Origin of the sequence: Rhodococcus wratislaviensis, from assembly GCF_041228765.1 — a bacterium.
In the GTDB taxonomy this organism is placed as follows: domain Bacteria; phylum Actinomycetota; class Actinomycetes; order Mycobacteriales; family Mycobacteriaceae; genus Rhodococcus_F; species Rhodococcus_F wratislaviensis.
In genome coordinates this window covers 7,535,184-7,549,676 of the sequence record NZ_CP150488.1, presented here as the reverse complement: position 1 = coordinate 7,549,676, position 14,493 = coordinate 7,535,184, and the positions used below count along the sequence as shown (strand labels likewise).

Genomic DNA, 14,493 nt, shown 5'->3' with positions numbered 1-14,493 from the left:
CGAGCCAGGGTCAGGCCTGCAGGCCGGCCTCGATCTCGAGGGTGATGGTGATCTTGTCGCCGACGACGGCTCCGCCGCCTTCGAGGGGCATGTCGATGGTGATGCCGAAGTCCTTGCGGTTGAGGACGGTGGTGGCTTCGAAGCCGGCGACCGGGCCGTTGCCCATGCCGGGGTTGACGCCGTTGAACTCGAGGGCGAGCTCGACGGGGCGGGTGACGCCGTGGAGGGTGAATTCGCCCTCGACCACGTAGTCGTCGCCCTTGGCGCGGACGGCGGTGGAGGTGAAGGTGGCGGTCGGGTACTGCTCGGCGTCGAAGAAGTCGGCGGACTTGATGTGGGCGTCGCGGTCGGTGTTCTTGGTGTCGATGGACGCGACCTGGATTTCGGCGGTGACGGCGGCGGTGCCGTCCTCGGCGACGGTGATCGCGCCGGTGAAGTCGTTGAACGTGCCGCGGACCTTGCTGACCATGAGGTGGCGGACGGAGAAGCCGACGGTGGAGTGGACGGTGTCGATGGCCCAGGTTCCGGCGGTGAGGTTGGGCAGGGTGGCGGTGGCGGTGGTCATGAAAACTCCTCGGATCGTCGACTCAAGTAGTTGAATCTTTAAGTTCTCCTGGCTTCAACTATGGGTCGGGTGAATTTCTTCCGCAACCCGAATGTGATGCCCGTCACATACCGCACGTGAGTGGCGAAGTGTGCCCGGGGGCGCTTTCTCACTCACGTGGGGGGAGGCAGGCTCGCGCCGCGGCGAGGACCGTGGCGCCGGCCGCGTCGAGCGGTTCGGTACTGCGCAGCGCGCGGGCGAGGACGAACGCGCCCTCCAGGCTGGTGACGAAACCCAGGATCAGGCGCCTCGCATCGGCCTCGTCGAATCCGCGTTGGCGCAGGAGGGCGCTCCCCGAGTCGATCCAGCTCGTGAACACGTCCGCCGTGGCCACGCGAAGCACCTCGTTGGTGCTCGCGACCTCGAGTGCGACCGTGGCGATGGGGCAGGCGTCCGCGTAATCGGTGGCCACCAGGGTCTCGCCGGCCAGCCGGAACCCGACCTCGATCCCCTCGAGGATGTCGGGATGCGCGTCGAGAATGGAAAAGACCAGCCGGGCGTACTCCTCGCCCGACGATCGGATGACCTCCTCGCCGAGCTGCTGCTTGCCGCCTGGGAAGAAGTGGTAGATCGACCCGAACGGGGCGCGCGCCTCCGTGGCGACCTGCTTGAGTCCGGTCCCGGTGTAGCCGTTGCGGCGGAAGAGGTCGCTGCTGGTGCCGAGAATGCGGGCCTTCGTGTCGTTCACTTTCCTGCCCTCCGACCGTTGCGCTCGGTGCGTACCTCATCGTAACGTGATTCTCAGTAGAACGATCTATCAAATGGAGTGAGTGCCATGAAGCAGATCGAGCTCTCCGCAGGCACCGTCGAGTACCGGGACACCGGGGGTGACGGCCCCGTTCTCGTGTTCATCTCCGGGCTGACGATCGGTGGCACCGTATGGCGACACGTCGTGGAGCAACTTGCCCCGGACTTCCGCTGCATCGTCCCGAACCTCCCGCTCGGCGCGCACCGCATTCCGATGCGTGAGGACGCCGACCTCTCGCTACGCGGTCTCGGACTGCTTATCGGCGAGTTCCTCGAACGACTCGATCTCACGGACGTCACCCTCGTGCAGAACGATTGGGGCGGCGCACAGGTGCTGATCGCGCTCGGAGACACCAGCCGCGTCGGGGCTCTCGTCCTCACCCCGTGTGAGGCGTTCGACAACTATCCGCCCGGAATTCCTGGTCGCGCAATAGGTCTCGCGGTGGCGATCCCCGGCGGTCTCGCGTTGACCATGCAGGCGCTGCGATTCCGGGCCATGCGCCGGGCACCCGCGGGGTGGGGCTGGATGAGCAAGCGGCCCGTACCGAAGTCGGTGATGGACGGATGGTTCCGGCCCGCGACCACCGACCGCCGGGTGCGACGAGACCTGCGCAAGTACACGACGTCGCTGCCGCCGAAGTCGACGCTGCGGGAGTGGGCGGAAGCGAACCGGAGTTTCGACCGGCCGGTCCTCGTGCTGTGGGCCGTCGAGGACAAGGTGATGCCCCGCGACCACGGCCGGCGCCTGGCCGAGCTGTACCCGCACGCCGAACTGCAGGAGGTCGAGGACAGTTACACGTTGATGCCCGAGGACCGTCCGGACGTGGTCGCGGAGGCTTTGCGGCTTCGCCGCCCGTGAGTACTTGTTAACGTCCGGCGGTTTGTGCTGTCTACGTAGATGTGAGACACGGGTGTCTACGTAGATGTGAGACAGATTTTAGGCGGGGCGGAGTTTGCCTTGGTAGCGCTTGGTGTGGTCGAGGTGTAGGTGGCCGATCACGTCGCCGTCGGTGGTGTAGGCGGTGACGTGGTCGTCGTCGCGCAGCAGGGTGACGGTCTGTCCGGCCATCTTTCGGCCGACGCTCAGGCGGGCGCGGGAGTCGACGCACACGGTGCCGGTGGAGGAGACGACGAGGGCGTGCACGGTGGCGTCGTGTTGGATCGGAAGGTGCTGTGGCCCACCGTGGATCGCCGCATTCCGCCAGGCCTGCAGCGGTGGCATCTTGACGGCGCTGTGCGGGCGTTCGGTGTTGTAGAACCGCTGGTAGGTCTCGCACAGTTGCTGCAGTTCGGTGGTGGTGGCCGCGGTGGTGGGCCGTGCGGCCAACCATTGCTTGAAGGTGCGGTGGTGGCGTTCGACCTTCCCGCAGGTCTGCGGGTGATACGGGGTGGAGTGGATCAGCCGGGCCCCGGCCTGCTCCACGACCCGGGTGAAGCCGGAGATGCCGCCCTTGGTGCGGCGGGAGGTGAACGCGCTGCCGTTGTCGGCGAGCACCAACGCCGGGATCCCGAAGCCGGTGAACGCGGCGGTGATCGCCGCGATCGCCCCGGCGGCGGTTTCGGCGTCCGCGACCCGGGTGGCGACCAGGGTGCGGGTGCAGTCGTCGAGGACCTCGAAGACGACGACCTTCTCGCCGGTGGCCAACCGGACCTGGGTGGCGTCGATCTGGTAGCAGTCGCGGGGGTTGCGGTAGCAGAACCGGCGGTACGACGATTTCGGGCGTTTCTTCGGTTCCGGGATCACCAGGTCGTAGCGGGAGAGGATCGTGTTGATCGTGGCCCGGGACGGGATGGTCCAGCCCTCGGCGGCCCAGTGGTGTTTGTCGGCGACGGCCTGCAGGTGGTAGGCGATGGTGTCGGCACCGCGCTCGTGGTGGGGCAGGTTCAGGCGGAGCCGCACGATTTCGATCTCGACCGGTAGTGGGGTGGCGTGTGGGCAGGAGGTGGGCCGGCGGGACCGGGTGGTCCACCGGCCCTCCTCCTCGATCCGTTTCTTGTGTCGGTAGGCGGTGGCGCGGGAGATCCCGTGGTCGGCGCACCAGCGGGCGAAGTTCCCGTCGAACATGTCGGCGCCGGTGGCGTGGGCGAGCACCAGCAGGGCGTGTAGCAGGTCCATGACGGCATCCGTTCCGGTCATGAACCAAGTTCACGACCAGTCAGGTGCCTCACACCTCGTCGACGGCAGCGTGTCTCACATCTGGGTAGACATCATCTGTCTCACATGTCCCCAGACTCAACAAACGTCCCGCGGTTAACAAGTACTCACGGCTCGGTACACCGCCCGGATCGCGGAGGCCGTCACCGACTGATGCGAGCCCATGCCCCACACCGTCCGATCGCCGACGCGGCACTCGGCCAACGTGATCGCCGCGCTGTCGCTACCCGACCGCTGCGAGTGCTGCGTCAGGGAGAGGACGTCCACGTCCAAACCCTTCGACATGAGGACGCGGGTCATCGCCTCGACGGGGCCGGTGGCCACCGCCTCGCCCGACACTTCCACTCCGTCGACGTCGAACACGACGAACAGCCGGTCGCCGTCCGTGCCGTGCTCGACGGACCATCGGCCGAGCCCGCCCCGGTAGCCGTACTCGGCGCAGAACAGCGTCCACAATTCCTCGGCGGTGATCTCGAGCCCCGACGAGTCCGCCGCCTCCTGCACCTTCGCGGCGAAGTCGATCTGGAGCCGCCGCGGCAGCGTGATGCCGTATTCGCTCTGCAGGAGATGCGCGATGCCGCCCTTGCCGGATTGGCTGTTGATGCGGATGACGGCCTGGTAGTCGCGTCCCACGTCCGCCGGGTCGATCGGCAGGTACGGCACCGCCCACGGCGCGCTCGCCGCATCCAGCCCGGCTGCCGCCGCGGACGCCCGATGTTCCGCGAATCCCTTCTTGATCGCATCCTGGTGGGTGCCGGAGAACGCCGTGTACACGAGGTCGCCGCCGTAGGGGTGCCGCTCGTGGACGGGAATCCTGTTGCAGTACTCGATGGTTCGTCGCACCGCGTCGATGTCGGAGAGGTCGATCATCGGGTCGACGCCCTGCGCGTGCAGATTCAGGGCCAGCGTCACCAGATCGACGTTGCCGGTTCGCTCACCGTTGCCGAAGAGGCAGCCCTCGACCCGCTGCGCACCCGCCAGCACCGCCAGTTCGGCGCAGGCGACCCCGGTGCCGCGGTCGTTGTGCGGGTGCACCGACAGGATGACCGACTCCCTCCGCTCCAGATGCCGGTGCATGTGCTCGATCTGGTCGGCATACACGTTGGGTGTCGAAACCTCCACCGTGGCAGGCAGATTGTGGATCACCGGACGGTCGGGGCTCGCGTCCCACAACCGGGTGAGGCTGTTGCACACGTCGAGCACGAAGTCCGGCTCGGTCAGGTTGAACACCTCGGGCGAGAACTCGAAACGCCGTCCCGGATGGTCACCGGCGCCGCGTGCCACCTCCTGCGCGGCATCGAAGATCAACCGGTGCAGTTCTTTCCGATCCTTGCCGAGAACGACGGAGCGCCACGTCGGCGCCGTCGCGGTGTACATGTGCACCACGACGTTCGGCAGTCCCTCGACCGACTCGTACGTCCGGGCGATCAGATCGTCGCGGGCAGCGGTGAAGACGACGATCGTCACGTCCTCGGGCACCAGGTCCAGACGCACGAGGTCGCGGACGAAGTCGAAATCGGTCTGGCTCGCGGACGGGTATCCGACCTCGATCTCCTTGTAGCCGATCGAGATCAGCAGTTCGAAGAACCTGCGTTTGCGCTCCGGATCCATCGGCTCGGCGAGGGCCTGGTTGCCGTCGCGCAGATCGACGGGCACCCACAGCGGGGCGGTGGTGGTGCGTCGCGCCGGCCAGGTGCGGTCGAGGTCGGGGACGGGAACGCGGTCCCAGATCGCGCGGTAGCGATCGGAGGGCATCGGCGACGGTTGCTGGTTGTTCCACGTGGGGACGGTGCTGGTCATGACGGTCTTCTCCTCGGAAGGGGGTACACGAGTCGACCGACGCGGCGAAACCCCGCGGCAGGGTGCCGGCCTTCAGGCCCCGCCGCGGCAGTGGAGGAGAAGTCCACGGAACGCCACGGCGCTAGACTAGGAGAAAATCACTCATCAGACAACCTGAGGAGCTGTGCGTGACCTCGTCGATACGACGCCACCTGCTGACGGACCAGGCGGCGGACCTGCTGCGCTCACGGATCGCGAGCGGTGAGTGGGAGGTCGGCGCCAAGCTGCCCGGCGAGACGACGCTGGCGGCCGAACTGGGCGTCGGACGGTCGACCGTCCGCGAGGCCGTCCGGATGCTCGCGGGTCTCGGCATGGTCGAGTCACGGCAGGGGGCCGGCGTGTTCCTCCGCAGGTCGACGCCGCGGCAGGACTGGGACCGGGTGCTCCGGACCGAGGAGATCCGGCACGTCGTCGAGGTGCGCCACACCGTCGAGATCGAGGCGGCCCGGCTGGCGGCGGCCCGGCGCGACGAGGCAGATGTCGCGGCGCTGCGCCAGGCGCTGCACGCGCGGTCCGCGGCGTCCGGGACCGGTGCCGCCGCATTCGTCGACGCAGACATCGCGCTGCATCGCGCAGTGGTGGTCGCGGCGCACAACCCGGTGCTGACCGAATTGTTCGAGACGTTCGTCCCGCGGCTGCGCGAAGCGATGCTCGACCTGACGGCGACGCTGGACCTGAGCGTGGGCAGCGAGCCTGAGGCCGACGCCCACCGACTTCTGGTGGAGGCGATCGCCGACGGCGACGCCGGGGAGGCCGTCAGGGTCAGTACCGAGCACCTCATGCGGCTTCGCCGCCCGTGAGTACTTGTTAACGTCCGGCGGTTAAGCCTGGATCCACCGATAGGGGCGGGTCGGGTGATGGGTTCGGTTGTGGCCGTTGATGGGCTGTCAGGGGTGTGGGTGATCGCCCGACCGATGTGTCGGGTTGTTCCACTGGGTCTTTCGGGTCGGGGCCGGGGGTGGCCGGGCGGATTAGGTGACCTGGGGTCTTCGATGTCGGGTGTGGGTGAAGAGTTGGTTCCATTCGGATTCCCAGGGCCAGCGCCGCGGCAGGTGCAGGGTGAGGCGGCGGGCCGAGGACGCGATCCGCGCCGGGACCGAGATCAGGGTCCGGCGGATGGTGGCGGTCGTCGCCTTGGCCAGGCGGGCCCCGGTGAGGGTGGCGGCGGCGCGGGTGAGATTGAACGCCATCACCGCAAGCACCAGCCAGGCACTGTTGGCGGCGAACCGCCCCGACGGCAGGTGCGCGAGCGCGGAGTTCTTCAGGTCGGCGTGGACCTGCTCGATGATCGCGTGCCCGCGGTGGATCTTGTCCGCGGCCACGGTGTCCAGGACGGCGGGGTCGGTGGTGGTGAAGAACGCGTGGAACCGCCAGGCGTCGAACAACGTGCCCTGACCATCGGTGTGTTCCCGCAGGTCGGGGATGCGGCGCACCACCAACCGGCCCGGTGTCCGCTCGGAGGCGAGGCGGGTGAACGCGGTGAAGTCGATCTCGGCGACCTCGGCGCGGGAGATCCACCGGCCGGCCTGTTCGTCGTAGACGGCGTCGGTGTATTCGATCGGGGTCCACGCATCCTCGTCGATGGCGGCGATCGCCGCCTTCACCGTCGCGGTCATCCGCACCGTGACCGAGACGTCGGCGCCGGAGCGCAGTGCCGCGGACACGGTCGGGTGCCCGTAGAAGGCCGAGTCGGCCCGCACCAGCACAGACCCCGGTGACAGCTGCGGGCGCAGGCGGCCGAGTGTGGCGAGGGCGTCGCTGACCATCCGGGATGCCCCGCGTGGGGATCCGCAGCCGCCGCGGCGCAGGCGTTGGCCGACGATCACCGGTGCCCGCCCGTCGGTGGTGGCGGTGGCGATCAGCGCGTTCAACCCCCGGACCCCCGTATATCCGTAGCCCGAACCCTGCTTGGCGTGCCCGTGCACCTCGACGATGGTGTCGTCGAGGTCGACGAGGATCCGCCCACCTGATTCGGGCCCACCGACCAGCGGTGTTCGTTCGGCCAGGCCTTGCAGGAATCGGGCGGCGACGGCGTCGAGTTGGCGGACGTGCCCGAAGGAGAACGTCCGCAGGAAGGAGCCCAGCGTCGACGGGGCGTACGGGCGGTCGAATACCGTGGGCATGGCGCCGTGCCGCAGCAGCGCCATGTCGTCGATGCTGTCGGCGCCGGCGACCATGCCCGCTACCAGTGCGGTCACCTTCCGGCCCGCGTGTGCGCCCTTGTCGGTGGGCAGCGTCAGATGCTCGTCTGCCAGGTCATCGAGGCCGCAGTCCTGAGCCAACCCCAGGACCGGGACCAGTCCGGCCGCGGCGAGGAGATTGCGGTCGTCGAACGCCGAGGCCGTCACCGGGTGGGTGTGGGATAGTTGCACCCTAGAGATGCCCTTCGTGTCGATCGAACTGGTTCTGTGAGAAGTCCAATTCTTTCAGCACGCAAGGGCATCTCGCCGTTTCGACTCACCTACCCCGACACCACATCGGTGGATCCAGGTTAAGAGGTACTCACGGCTGGGTGTCGGGCTCGGGGTCCCCGGTGTGTGGCGTGCGCTTGGTGGTCGGTGAGGACTGCTCCCGGCGCTCGAACTCGAGGTCCATCTCCAGGTCTTCGTGCTGGTTGTGCCGGAACAGGATGAGGAAGACCACCCAGCCGACGAGCGCGACGAGGATGTAGCTCACCATGCGGTAGACGAACACGGCCGCGAGGGCCTGCGACGCGGTGGCTCCCGCCGCCGTCAGCGTGGCGATCAGGGTGCCGTCGACGAACCCCAGCCCGCCCGGGGCCAGCGGAATGCTGCCCACCGCCTTGGCTGCGGCGAACGCGATCAGCAGACCGGCGAACGACGGTTCCGCGCCCACCGCCCAGCACGCGAAACCGAGGCACGCGACGTCGGCGAGCCGGTGCACCGCCGACCACCCGAACGTGATGACGGAATCCTTGCGGCTCAGCTCGACCGAATCGAGCTGGCTCAGGATTTCCTTCCACCGCTCGACGCCGGTCTCGGGGGGATTCTTGCGGAACTTGTTGTATCGGGTGAGTACCCAATGCCCGATCGACTCGATCGAGTCGGGGTTACGTGAGATGTATCGCAGCCCGTAGAACAGGCCGAACGCGGCCACCAGCGACAGTGCCAGCGTGACCGGACTCACCTTGGTGCCCACGGCGAACGCGCCCGCGGCGCCGAGCAGTGCGAGGCTGCCCGCGGCGATCACTCCGGAGATCGCCAGCTGCCAGGACGCGACGATGGGGGTGGCACCCCACTTGCGGGTCTGCTTGTAAGTGAAGGCGGTGGAGAACACCTGACCGGCAGGCAGGCTCACGGCCATCGCGGTGCTCGCGTAGATCACCGACACCGACTTCAGCTGGCTGACGACGACACCACCCGCCTGCAGCAGTCGCTGCTGGACCGCGCCGTACCCGCTCAGGGAGACGGCCTGGGCTGCGATACATGCCGCGACCCACCCCCAGTGGATCTCGGTGAGTGCTTTCCACGAGTCGCTGAGCGTGGGCCACAGGTAGATGCCCTCGACGGTCAGCAGGGCAAGGAGGCCGGCGCCGAGTAGCCATTTGATCCACCAGTATCGGCTTCGCTGCCGAGGAGGCTCGGCAGTGGGCGGGTCGGATCGAGGCTGGGCCACCTGGCCAGCGTAACCAACGGGTAGCGGATTACTCCGGATAGTCCTCCGGCCAAGCCAGATGGGTGTTGCGGCGACGCCCCCGCAACTGGACCTGTTCGCCGAGTTCCCAGTGCGCCTGTTCGTCGTCGTCCGCGAAATACAGGGCACTCGTCGATGCCAGCACGCGGCTGGGGTGGAGCTTGGCGAGTTCGGTGAGCCGCGACGCCTCGTTGACGGGGTCGCCGATCACCGTGTATTCGAAGCGTTCGGCGGCGCCGATGTTGCCGGCGACGGCGAGGCCTGCGGAGACGCCGATGCCGACGTCGAGGCCGGTGATCTCGTTCAACGCGAACCGCAGCTCCCGGGCCGCCGCCAGCGCCGCCGTCGGCGCGTCGGGGCGGTCGAGGGGGGCACCGAAGATCGCGAGAGCCGCGTCACCCATGAACTTGTTGACGAACCCGTGGTGCCGGTCGATCACGTCGACGACGACGCGGAAGAACTCGTTGAGCAGGTTCACGACCTCGCCCGGGGGACGCTCCGCGGCGGCGCCGGTGGAGCCGACCATGTCGACGAACAGCACCGCGACGAACCTCGTCTCCCCGCCGAGTTCGGTACCGAACTGCAGTGCCCGCCGCGCGACGTCCTCGCCGACGTGCTGGCCGAACAGTTCGCGCAGCAGCCGCCGTTCGTCCGATTCGCGCATCATGCGGTTGAACCCGACCTGCAGTCGCCCGATCTCGCTGCCGTCGAACACTTCGACGCGGACGTCGGTGGCACCGCGCTGGACGCGTTCGATGGCCCGCCGCAGCTGTTTGATCGGGTCGGAGATCTGGCTGGCCGTCAGCATCGACAGCGCGAACGCCTGCGCGATCGCGATGATCGACAGCAACATGATCGCCCACGCGAGCGCGTTCGGGGAGAACACCAGGTTGGTGGTTATCTGCGTCACGCACAGCAGGATGATGCCGATGACGGGCATCAGTGTTCCGAGCCCCCACGTCATGGCCATCCGGGTGCCGACGCCGGGTGCCATGGTCCGGTCGAACTCGCCCTCGCTGAGCGCGCGGGCGGCCACCGGTCGCAGGATGCGCTCGCCGAGCATGTACGTGAAACCGAACGTCGTGGTCGCGGCCATGCAGACGGTGACGATCACCGCGACCGCGAGTTCCGGCATCTCGGTGATGGTGAGCAGCACGAAGATGATGCCGCCGAGGATCCACAGCACCAGGTGCACGATCGCCTGTCGCAGCGGTGCGTGCAGCGCCGACATCTGTTCGCTGCGCGTCGGCGGACCCCCACGCAACTGCCAGCGCACGACCGACCGCAGCATCATCGCCGCGGCCGTGAGACTCACCACGGCGGCGAACGCGAGATAGCCGCCGAAGATCGCGACGTTGCGGACCCGGTCGGCGATGATTTCCTGCGATTCGGGGATCGGCACGCCGTACCGCACGAACGCGAAAACGAGGATGGCGCCGATGAAATTGGCGAGGAGCATCGACACCATATAGAGCGGCCATCTGCTGCGGACCGTCGCCGCGATCGCTCTATAGGATTTCCGCACGCCGTTCAATTTAGCGGGGGGTGTATCGGGTGGCGTAGGACACGTCCCCCTAACGGCTCATATGCGTGCCCTGCGCGCGTGTTTCCCGCGCGGATCGCCCGGCACTGTCCGAACCTCGATACGCTCCGCAGGTGAACGCGAACGAGCAACGCTCGGACACTGCCGCGGTAACACAGGGCGGAAGTCACCCCTCGGCGTCCGTGCATCCGGTGGTGAGGGTTGCGGCCGAGTGGACGTGGCGGCTCCTCGTCATCTTCGCGGGCCTGCTGACCCTCGGATACATCGTGACCAGGCTCGACACCGTCCTCATCCCGGTGGGTCTGGCGCTGCTGTCGTCGGCGCTGCTGGTGCCGCTCGTCGACTGGCTGCAGGGCAAAGGCGTGCCGCGGTCTGCTGCCGTCCTGGTCGTCCTCATCGGTTCGATCGGCATCGTCGCCGGGATCATGACGTTCGTCGTCGAGCAGTTCATCGAGGGTCTTCCCGGCCTCACCGAACAGTTCGAGGCGAGCGTCACACAGATCCAGGGGTGGCTCACCGACGGCCCGTTGCACTTCAGCGAGGATCAGATCCGGCAGGCCGGCGACTCGGTGGTGAAGTCCATCCAGGACAACCGCCAGCAGCTGACGAGTGGGGCACTGACCACCGCCACGGTCGTCGGCGAGATCTTCACCGGTGCCCTGCTGACACTGTTCACCCTCATCTTCTTCCTCTACGGCGGAACTCAGATCTGGGAGTTCGTCACCCGCCTCGTCCCCACCGCGTCACGGCGGCGGGTCCGGCTGGCGGGGAGCCAGGGGTTCGGCTCGCTGATCGGATACGTCCGGGCCACGGTGGCGGTGGCCGCCGCGGACGCCGTCGGTATCGGCGCGGGACTCGCGATCCTGGGGGTTCCGCTCGCCCTACCCCTGGCGTCGCTCGTGTTCATCGGTGCGTTCATCCCGATCGTCGGTGCGTTCCTCACCGGGTTCCTCGCGGTGCTCGTTGCCCTCGTCACCAAGGGATTCCTCACCGCGCTGATCGTGCTCGGCATCATCATCGGGGTGATGCAACTCGAGGCCCATGTGCTGCAACCCCTGCTGCTCGGGCGTGCGGTCCGGTTGCACCCGCTCGCAGTGGTGCTGGCCATCACCACCGGCATCGTGCTCGCCGGGATCGTCGGCGGCCTCCTGGCGGTGCCGATCGTCGCGCTGCTCAACACGGCGGTGCGCTCGCTGCTGTCCACGGATCCCGAAGCCACCTACGACGCACTCGAGGTCGACGATCCGGCGGTCCCGCTCTATCCGGCCGAGGCCGACGGCCCGCACCCCGGCGGCCCGCACCCCGGCGGCCCGCACCTCGACGACACTGCGCAGACCCATGACCGACCGGAATGAGCACCGCACCCGACTGCACTACCGCCCGCGAGCGACGACCGAGCTCGACACCCAGCCGGACGCACCGCTGTGGCGGGCGGCGCAGGCATTCCGCCTCGTCACACTGGTGTACGCGATCAGCTATCAGTTCGTGTCGGTGCAGTACTACACCCATCAGCGGCTGAGCTGGTTCCTCGTCGCCCTGATGGCGGTGTGGTCGGGACTCTCGGCGGTCCTGTTGTCCCACGGGAAGGTCCCGCGCTACCAGGTGGTGATCGCCGACCAGCTGATCGTCATCGCGCTGATGGCGTCGACTCGTCTTGTCTCCGATCATGATTGGTACAACAATCATCAGACTCTGCCGACGACGCTGTGGGTCACCAACGCGGTGATCTCCGCCGCCGTCTTCGGTGGACCCTGGCTCGGGATGGCGTCCGGTGTGCTGATGGCGACGGTGAGCGCGGTGGTGCGCGACCAGGTCAACCTCGACCTGTGGCGGGACGCGACGGCGCCGGTCCTGGTGTCGGTGGGTCTGGCGCTCGGGCTCGCCACCACCACCGCGAGGCGCGCGCAGGCCCAGCTGGAGCAGGCGGTGCGGTTGGCCGCCGCCACCGAGGAACGGGAACGTCTGGCCCGAGAGGTACACGACGGCGTCCTGCAGGTGCTCGCGCTCGTCCGCCGCCGCGGCAACGAGATCGGGGGACCCGCAGCCGAACTCGCGGATCTCGCCGGCGAGCAGGAGGTGGCGCTGCGCATGCTCATCTCCGAGCAGGGTGCGGGCGTGGCCTCGGATCTGGGTGGGAGCGCGATCGACTTGCGACTGCTGCTGGGCACGCGGGCGAGCACCACCGTGTCCGTGTCGACCCCCGCGGATCCGGTGACGATCGAACGCGGCCGGGCGACGGAACTCGTCGCGATCGTCGACACGGCACTGTCCAACGTCGCACTGCACGCGGGGACCGGCGCCAGAGCCTACGTGCTGCTGGAGGATCTGGGCGACGAGGTGATCGTCAGTGTCCGCGACGACGGCAGCGGAATCGCTCCGGGACGGTTGGCCGAGGCGGAGGCGGAGGGTCGCATGGGAGTATCGAAATCCATTCTGGGCCGCGTCGGTGCGCTCGGCGGCACCGCCGAACTCGACACCGAACCCGGGCAGGGCACGGAGTGGGAGATCCGCGTGCCGAAGGGAGACGAAACGCATGGGTGACACGGAGACCGACGAGCAGATCACCGTGATGGTCGTCGACGACCACCCGATGTGGCGGGACGCCGTGGCCCGCGACCTCGAAGGCGCCGGGTTCACCGTGGTCGCCACGGCCGACGGCGTCGCCACCGCGGGACGCCGGGCGGCCGCGACCCGTCCCGGCGTGGTGCTCATGGACATGCAACTGCCCGATGGGAACGGCGCCGCGGCCACCGCCGCCGTCCTCGAGGTGTCGCCGGACAGCCGGGTGCTGGTGCTGTCGGCGTCGTCCGAACGGGACGACGTTCTCGACGCGGTCAAGGCCGGTGCGTCCGGGTACCTCGTGAAGAGCGCGTCCGTGGAGGAACTGCTGGACGCGGTGCGGGCCACCGCGGCGGGGCAGGCGGTGTTCACACCGGGTCTCGCCGGACTCGTGCTGGGGGAGTACCGCCGGATGTCGAGTGCGCCCGCCGACGAGCAGGGCCCCGCCGTTCCCCAACTCACGGAACGGGAAACCGAGGTCCTGCGGTTCGTCGCGAAGGGGCTCAGCGCCAAGCAGATCGCGACCAAACTGTCGCTGAGTCACCGCACCGTCGAAAACCATGTCCAGGCGACCCTCCGCAAGCTGCAGCTGGCCAACCGCGTCGAGCTCACCAGGTACGCCATCGAGCAGGGCCTCGAGTAGCCGTGAGTACTTGTTAACCACGGGCGGTTAATAAGTACTCACGGGCGCTAACCTGGTCGGTATGGAGGCACGGGACCTACGCGTATCGGATGCGGAGCGCGAACACGTCGGCGAACTGTTGCAGCGGGCGGTCGGCCAGGGGATGCTCTCGCTCGGTGAGTTCACCGAACGGATGGACACGGCACTCGCCGCGAAGACGCGGGCGGAGCTGAACGTCGTCCTGGTGGATCTGCCGGGAATCCAGCTGATCTCCGAGTTCACGCCGCCGCCGTACCCCGACCAGCCGTACGTGTCTCGTCCGGCGCCCCCGGTTCCGCCGGTCGCGCACCGGTCGCCCGCGCCGCCGCCGGGCGACGTCATCCGGGGCCGGATGTCGTCGGTCAGCCGCACCGGCTCGTGGAACGTTCCCCCCGCACTCGAGGTGAACACCCGGCTGTCGACGGTGACGCTCGACTTCACGCGGGCCGTCATGACCACGCAGGTGGTGCACGTGACGATCGACGACTACGCGAGCACGATCTCGCTGGTCGTGCCGGAAGAGGCGACGGTCGACCTCAACGGCGTCGAAACGGTCGGCGGTTCCGCGACCAACAAGGTGCGGACCGGCCCTCCCATCGGTCCGCTGCACGTCGTCGTCCGGGGCAAGGTCAGGTTCGGGAACGTGACCGCCAAACACCCTTTCGGCACCTCGATTCGGCGAATGTTCGGGTAGCACGACCCAGGCCTCTCGAGTAGGCCTACTCATGTGT

The 14,493-nt window shown here is 68.1% G+C and carries 13 protein-coding genes; 6 read left to right on the top strand and 7 right to left on the bottom strand.

What is annotated here, in order from left to right:
• Positions 1 to 10 precede the first annotated feature (10 nt).
• Together WKC72_RS34715 and WKC72_RS34710 are read right to left on the bottom strand one after the other, a co-directional pair.
• On the bottom strand, positions 11 to 565 hold the full coding sequence (locus WKC72_RS34715) for a YceI family protein (protein WP_009476977.1): 555 nt from the start codon (positions 563 to 565) through the stop codon (positions 11 to 13).
• 148 nt (positions 566 to 713) lie between these two features.
• On the bottom strand, positions 714 to 1,292 hold the full coding sequence (locus WKC72_RS34710) for a TetR/AcrR family transcriptional regulator (protein WP_370181054.1): 579 nt from the start codon (positions 1,290 to 1,292) through the stop codon (positions 714 to 716).
• Positions 1,293 to 1,379: 87 nt separating this feature from the next.
• On the opposite strand from WKC72_RS34710, the gene WKC72_RS34705 reads away from it, so the two are divergent.
• A complete protein-coding gene (locus WKC72_RS34705; RefSeq protein WP_370181053.1) occupies positions 1,380 to 2,210 on the top strand; it encodes an alpha/beta fold hydrolase in 831 nt (276 codons plus the stop codon).
• A gap of 78 nt (positions 2,211 to 2,288) precedes the next feature.
• On the opposite strand, the gene WKC72_RS34700 is transcribed toward WKC72_RS34705, so the two are convergent.
• Positions 2,289 to 3,488, bottom strand: a complete 1,200-nt coding sequence (locus WKC72_RS34700) for a DDE-type integrase/transposase/recombinase (protein ID WP_370180656.1) — start codon at positions 3,486 to 3,488, stop codon at positions 2,289 to 2,291.
• A 114-nt stretch (positions 3,489 to 3,602) separates the two neighbouring features.
• Positions 3,603 to 5,306, bottom strand: a complete 1,704-nt coding sequence (locus WKC72_RS34695) for a 2-isopropylmalate synthase (RefSeq protein ID WP_370181052.1) — start codon at positions 5,304 to 5,306, stop codon at positions 3,603 to 3,605.
• Positions 5,307 to 5,473: 167 nt separating this feature from the next.
• On the opposite strand from WKC72_RS34695, the gene WKC72_RS34690 reads away from it, so the two are divergent.
• Positions 5,474 to 6,145, top strand: a complete 672-nt coding sequence (locus WKC72_RS34690) for a FadR/GntR family transcriptional regulator (RefSeq protein WP_370181051.1) — start codon at positions 5,474 to 5,476, stop codon at positions 6,143 to 6,145.
• Between the two features lie 171 nt (positions 6,146 to 6,316).
• On the opposite strand, the gene WKC72_RS34685 is transcribed toward WKC72_RS34690, so the two are convergent.
• The 3 genes from WKC72_RS34685 to WKC72_RS34675 all read right to left on the bottom strand — a co-directional run bounded on the left by WKC72_RS34685 (position 6,317) and on the right by WKC72_RS34675 (position 10,467).
• The gene (locus WKC72_RS34685) at positions 6,317 to 7,717 is read right to left on the bottom strand and encodes an IS1380-like element ISRop1 family transposase (RefSeq protein WP_370180111.1); all 1,401 of its coding nucleotides are present in this window, start codon (positions 7,715 to 7,717) and stop codon (positions 6,317 to 6,319) included.
• A gap of 130 nt (positions 7,718 to 7,847) precedes the next feature.
• Complete coding sequence (locus tag WKC72_RS34680; protein ID WP_037232923.1) at positions 7,848 to 8,981, bottom strand: YbhN family protein; 1,134 nt, start codon at positions 8,979 to 8,981, stop codon at positions 7,848 to 7,850.
• A 28-nt stretch (positions 8,982 to 9,009) separates the two neighbouring features.
• Positions 9,010 to 10,467: an adenylate/guanylate cyclase domain-containing protein gene (locus WKC72_RS34675; RefSeq protein WP_370184628.1), complete on the bottom strand. Its 1,458-nt coding sequence runs from the start codon at positions 10,465 to 10,467 to the stop codon at positions 9,010 to 9,012.
• A 188-nt stretch (positions 10,468 to 10,655) separates the two neighbouring features.
• Between WKC72_RS34675 and WKC72_RS34670 the strand changes: the two genes are divergently transcribed.
• The 4 genes from WKC72_RS34670 (at position 10,656) to WKC72_RS34655 (ending at position 14,456) form a co-directional block, all read left to right on the top strand.
• Complete coding sequence (locus WKC72_RS34670; RefSeq protein WP_128639759.1) at positions 10,656 to 11,897, top strand: AI-2E family transporter; 1,242 nt, start codon at positions 10,656 to 10,658, stop codon at positions 11,895 to 11,897.
• Positions 11,881 to 13,083 (top strand): MacS family sensor histidine kinase, encoded by a 1,203-nt coding sequence (gene macS / locus WKC72_RS34665; RefSeq protein WP_128639758.1) that lies wholly within the window; start codon positions 11,881 to 11,883, stop codon positions 13,081 to 13,083. The genes WKC72_RS34670 and macS overlap by 17 nt, the downstream gene beginning before the upstream one ends.
• Positions 13,076 to 13,744, top strand: coding sequence for a response regulator transcription factor (locus WKC72_RS34660; protein WP_037232927.1), 669 nt, complete (start codon positions 13,076 to 13,078; stop codon positions 13,742 to 13,744). Before macS ends, WKC72_RS34660 begins: the two co-directional genes overlap by 8 nt.
• A 61-nt stretch (positions 13,745 to 13,805) precedes the next feature.
• On the top strand, positions 13,806 to 14,456 hold the full coding sequence (locus WKC72_RS34655) for a DUF1707 domain-containing protein (RefSeq protein WP_037232929.1): 651 nt from the start codon (positions 13,806 to 13,808) through the stop codon (positions 14,454 to 14,456).
• The last annotated feature ends 37 nt before the right edge of the window (positions 14,457 to 14,493 follow it).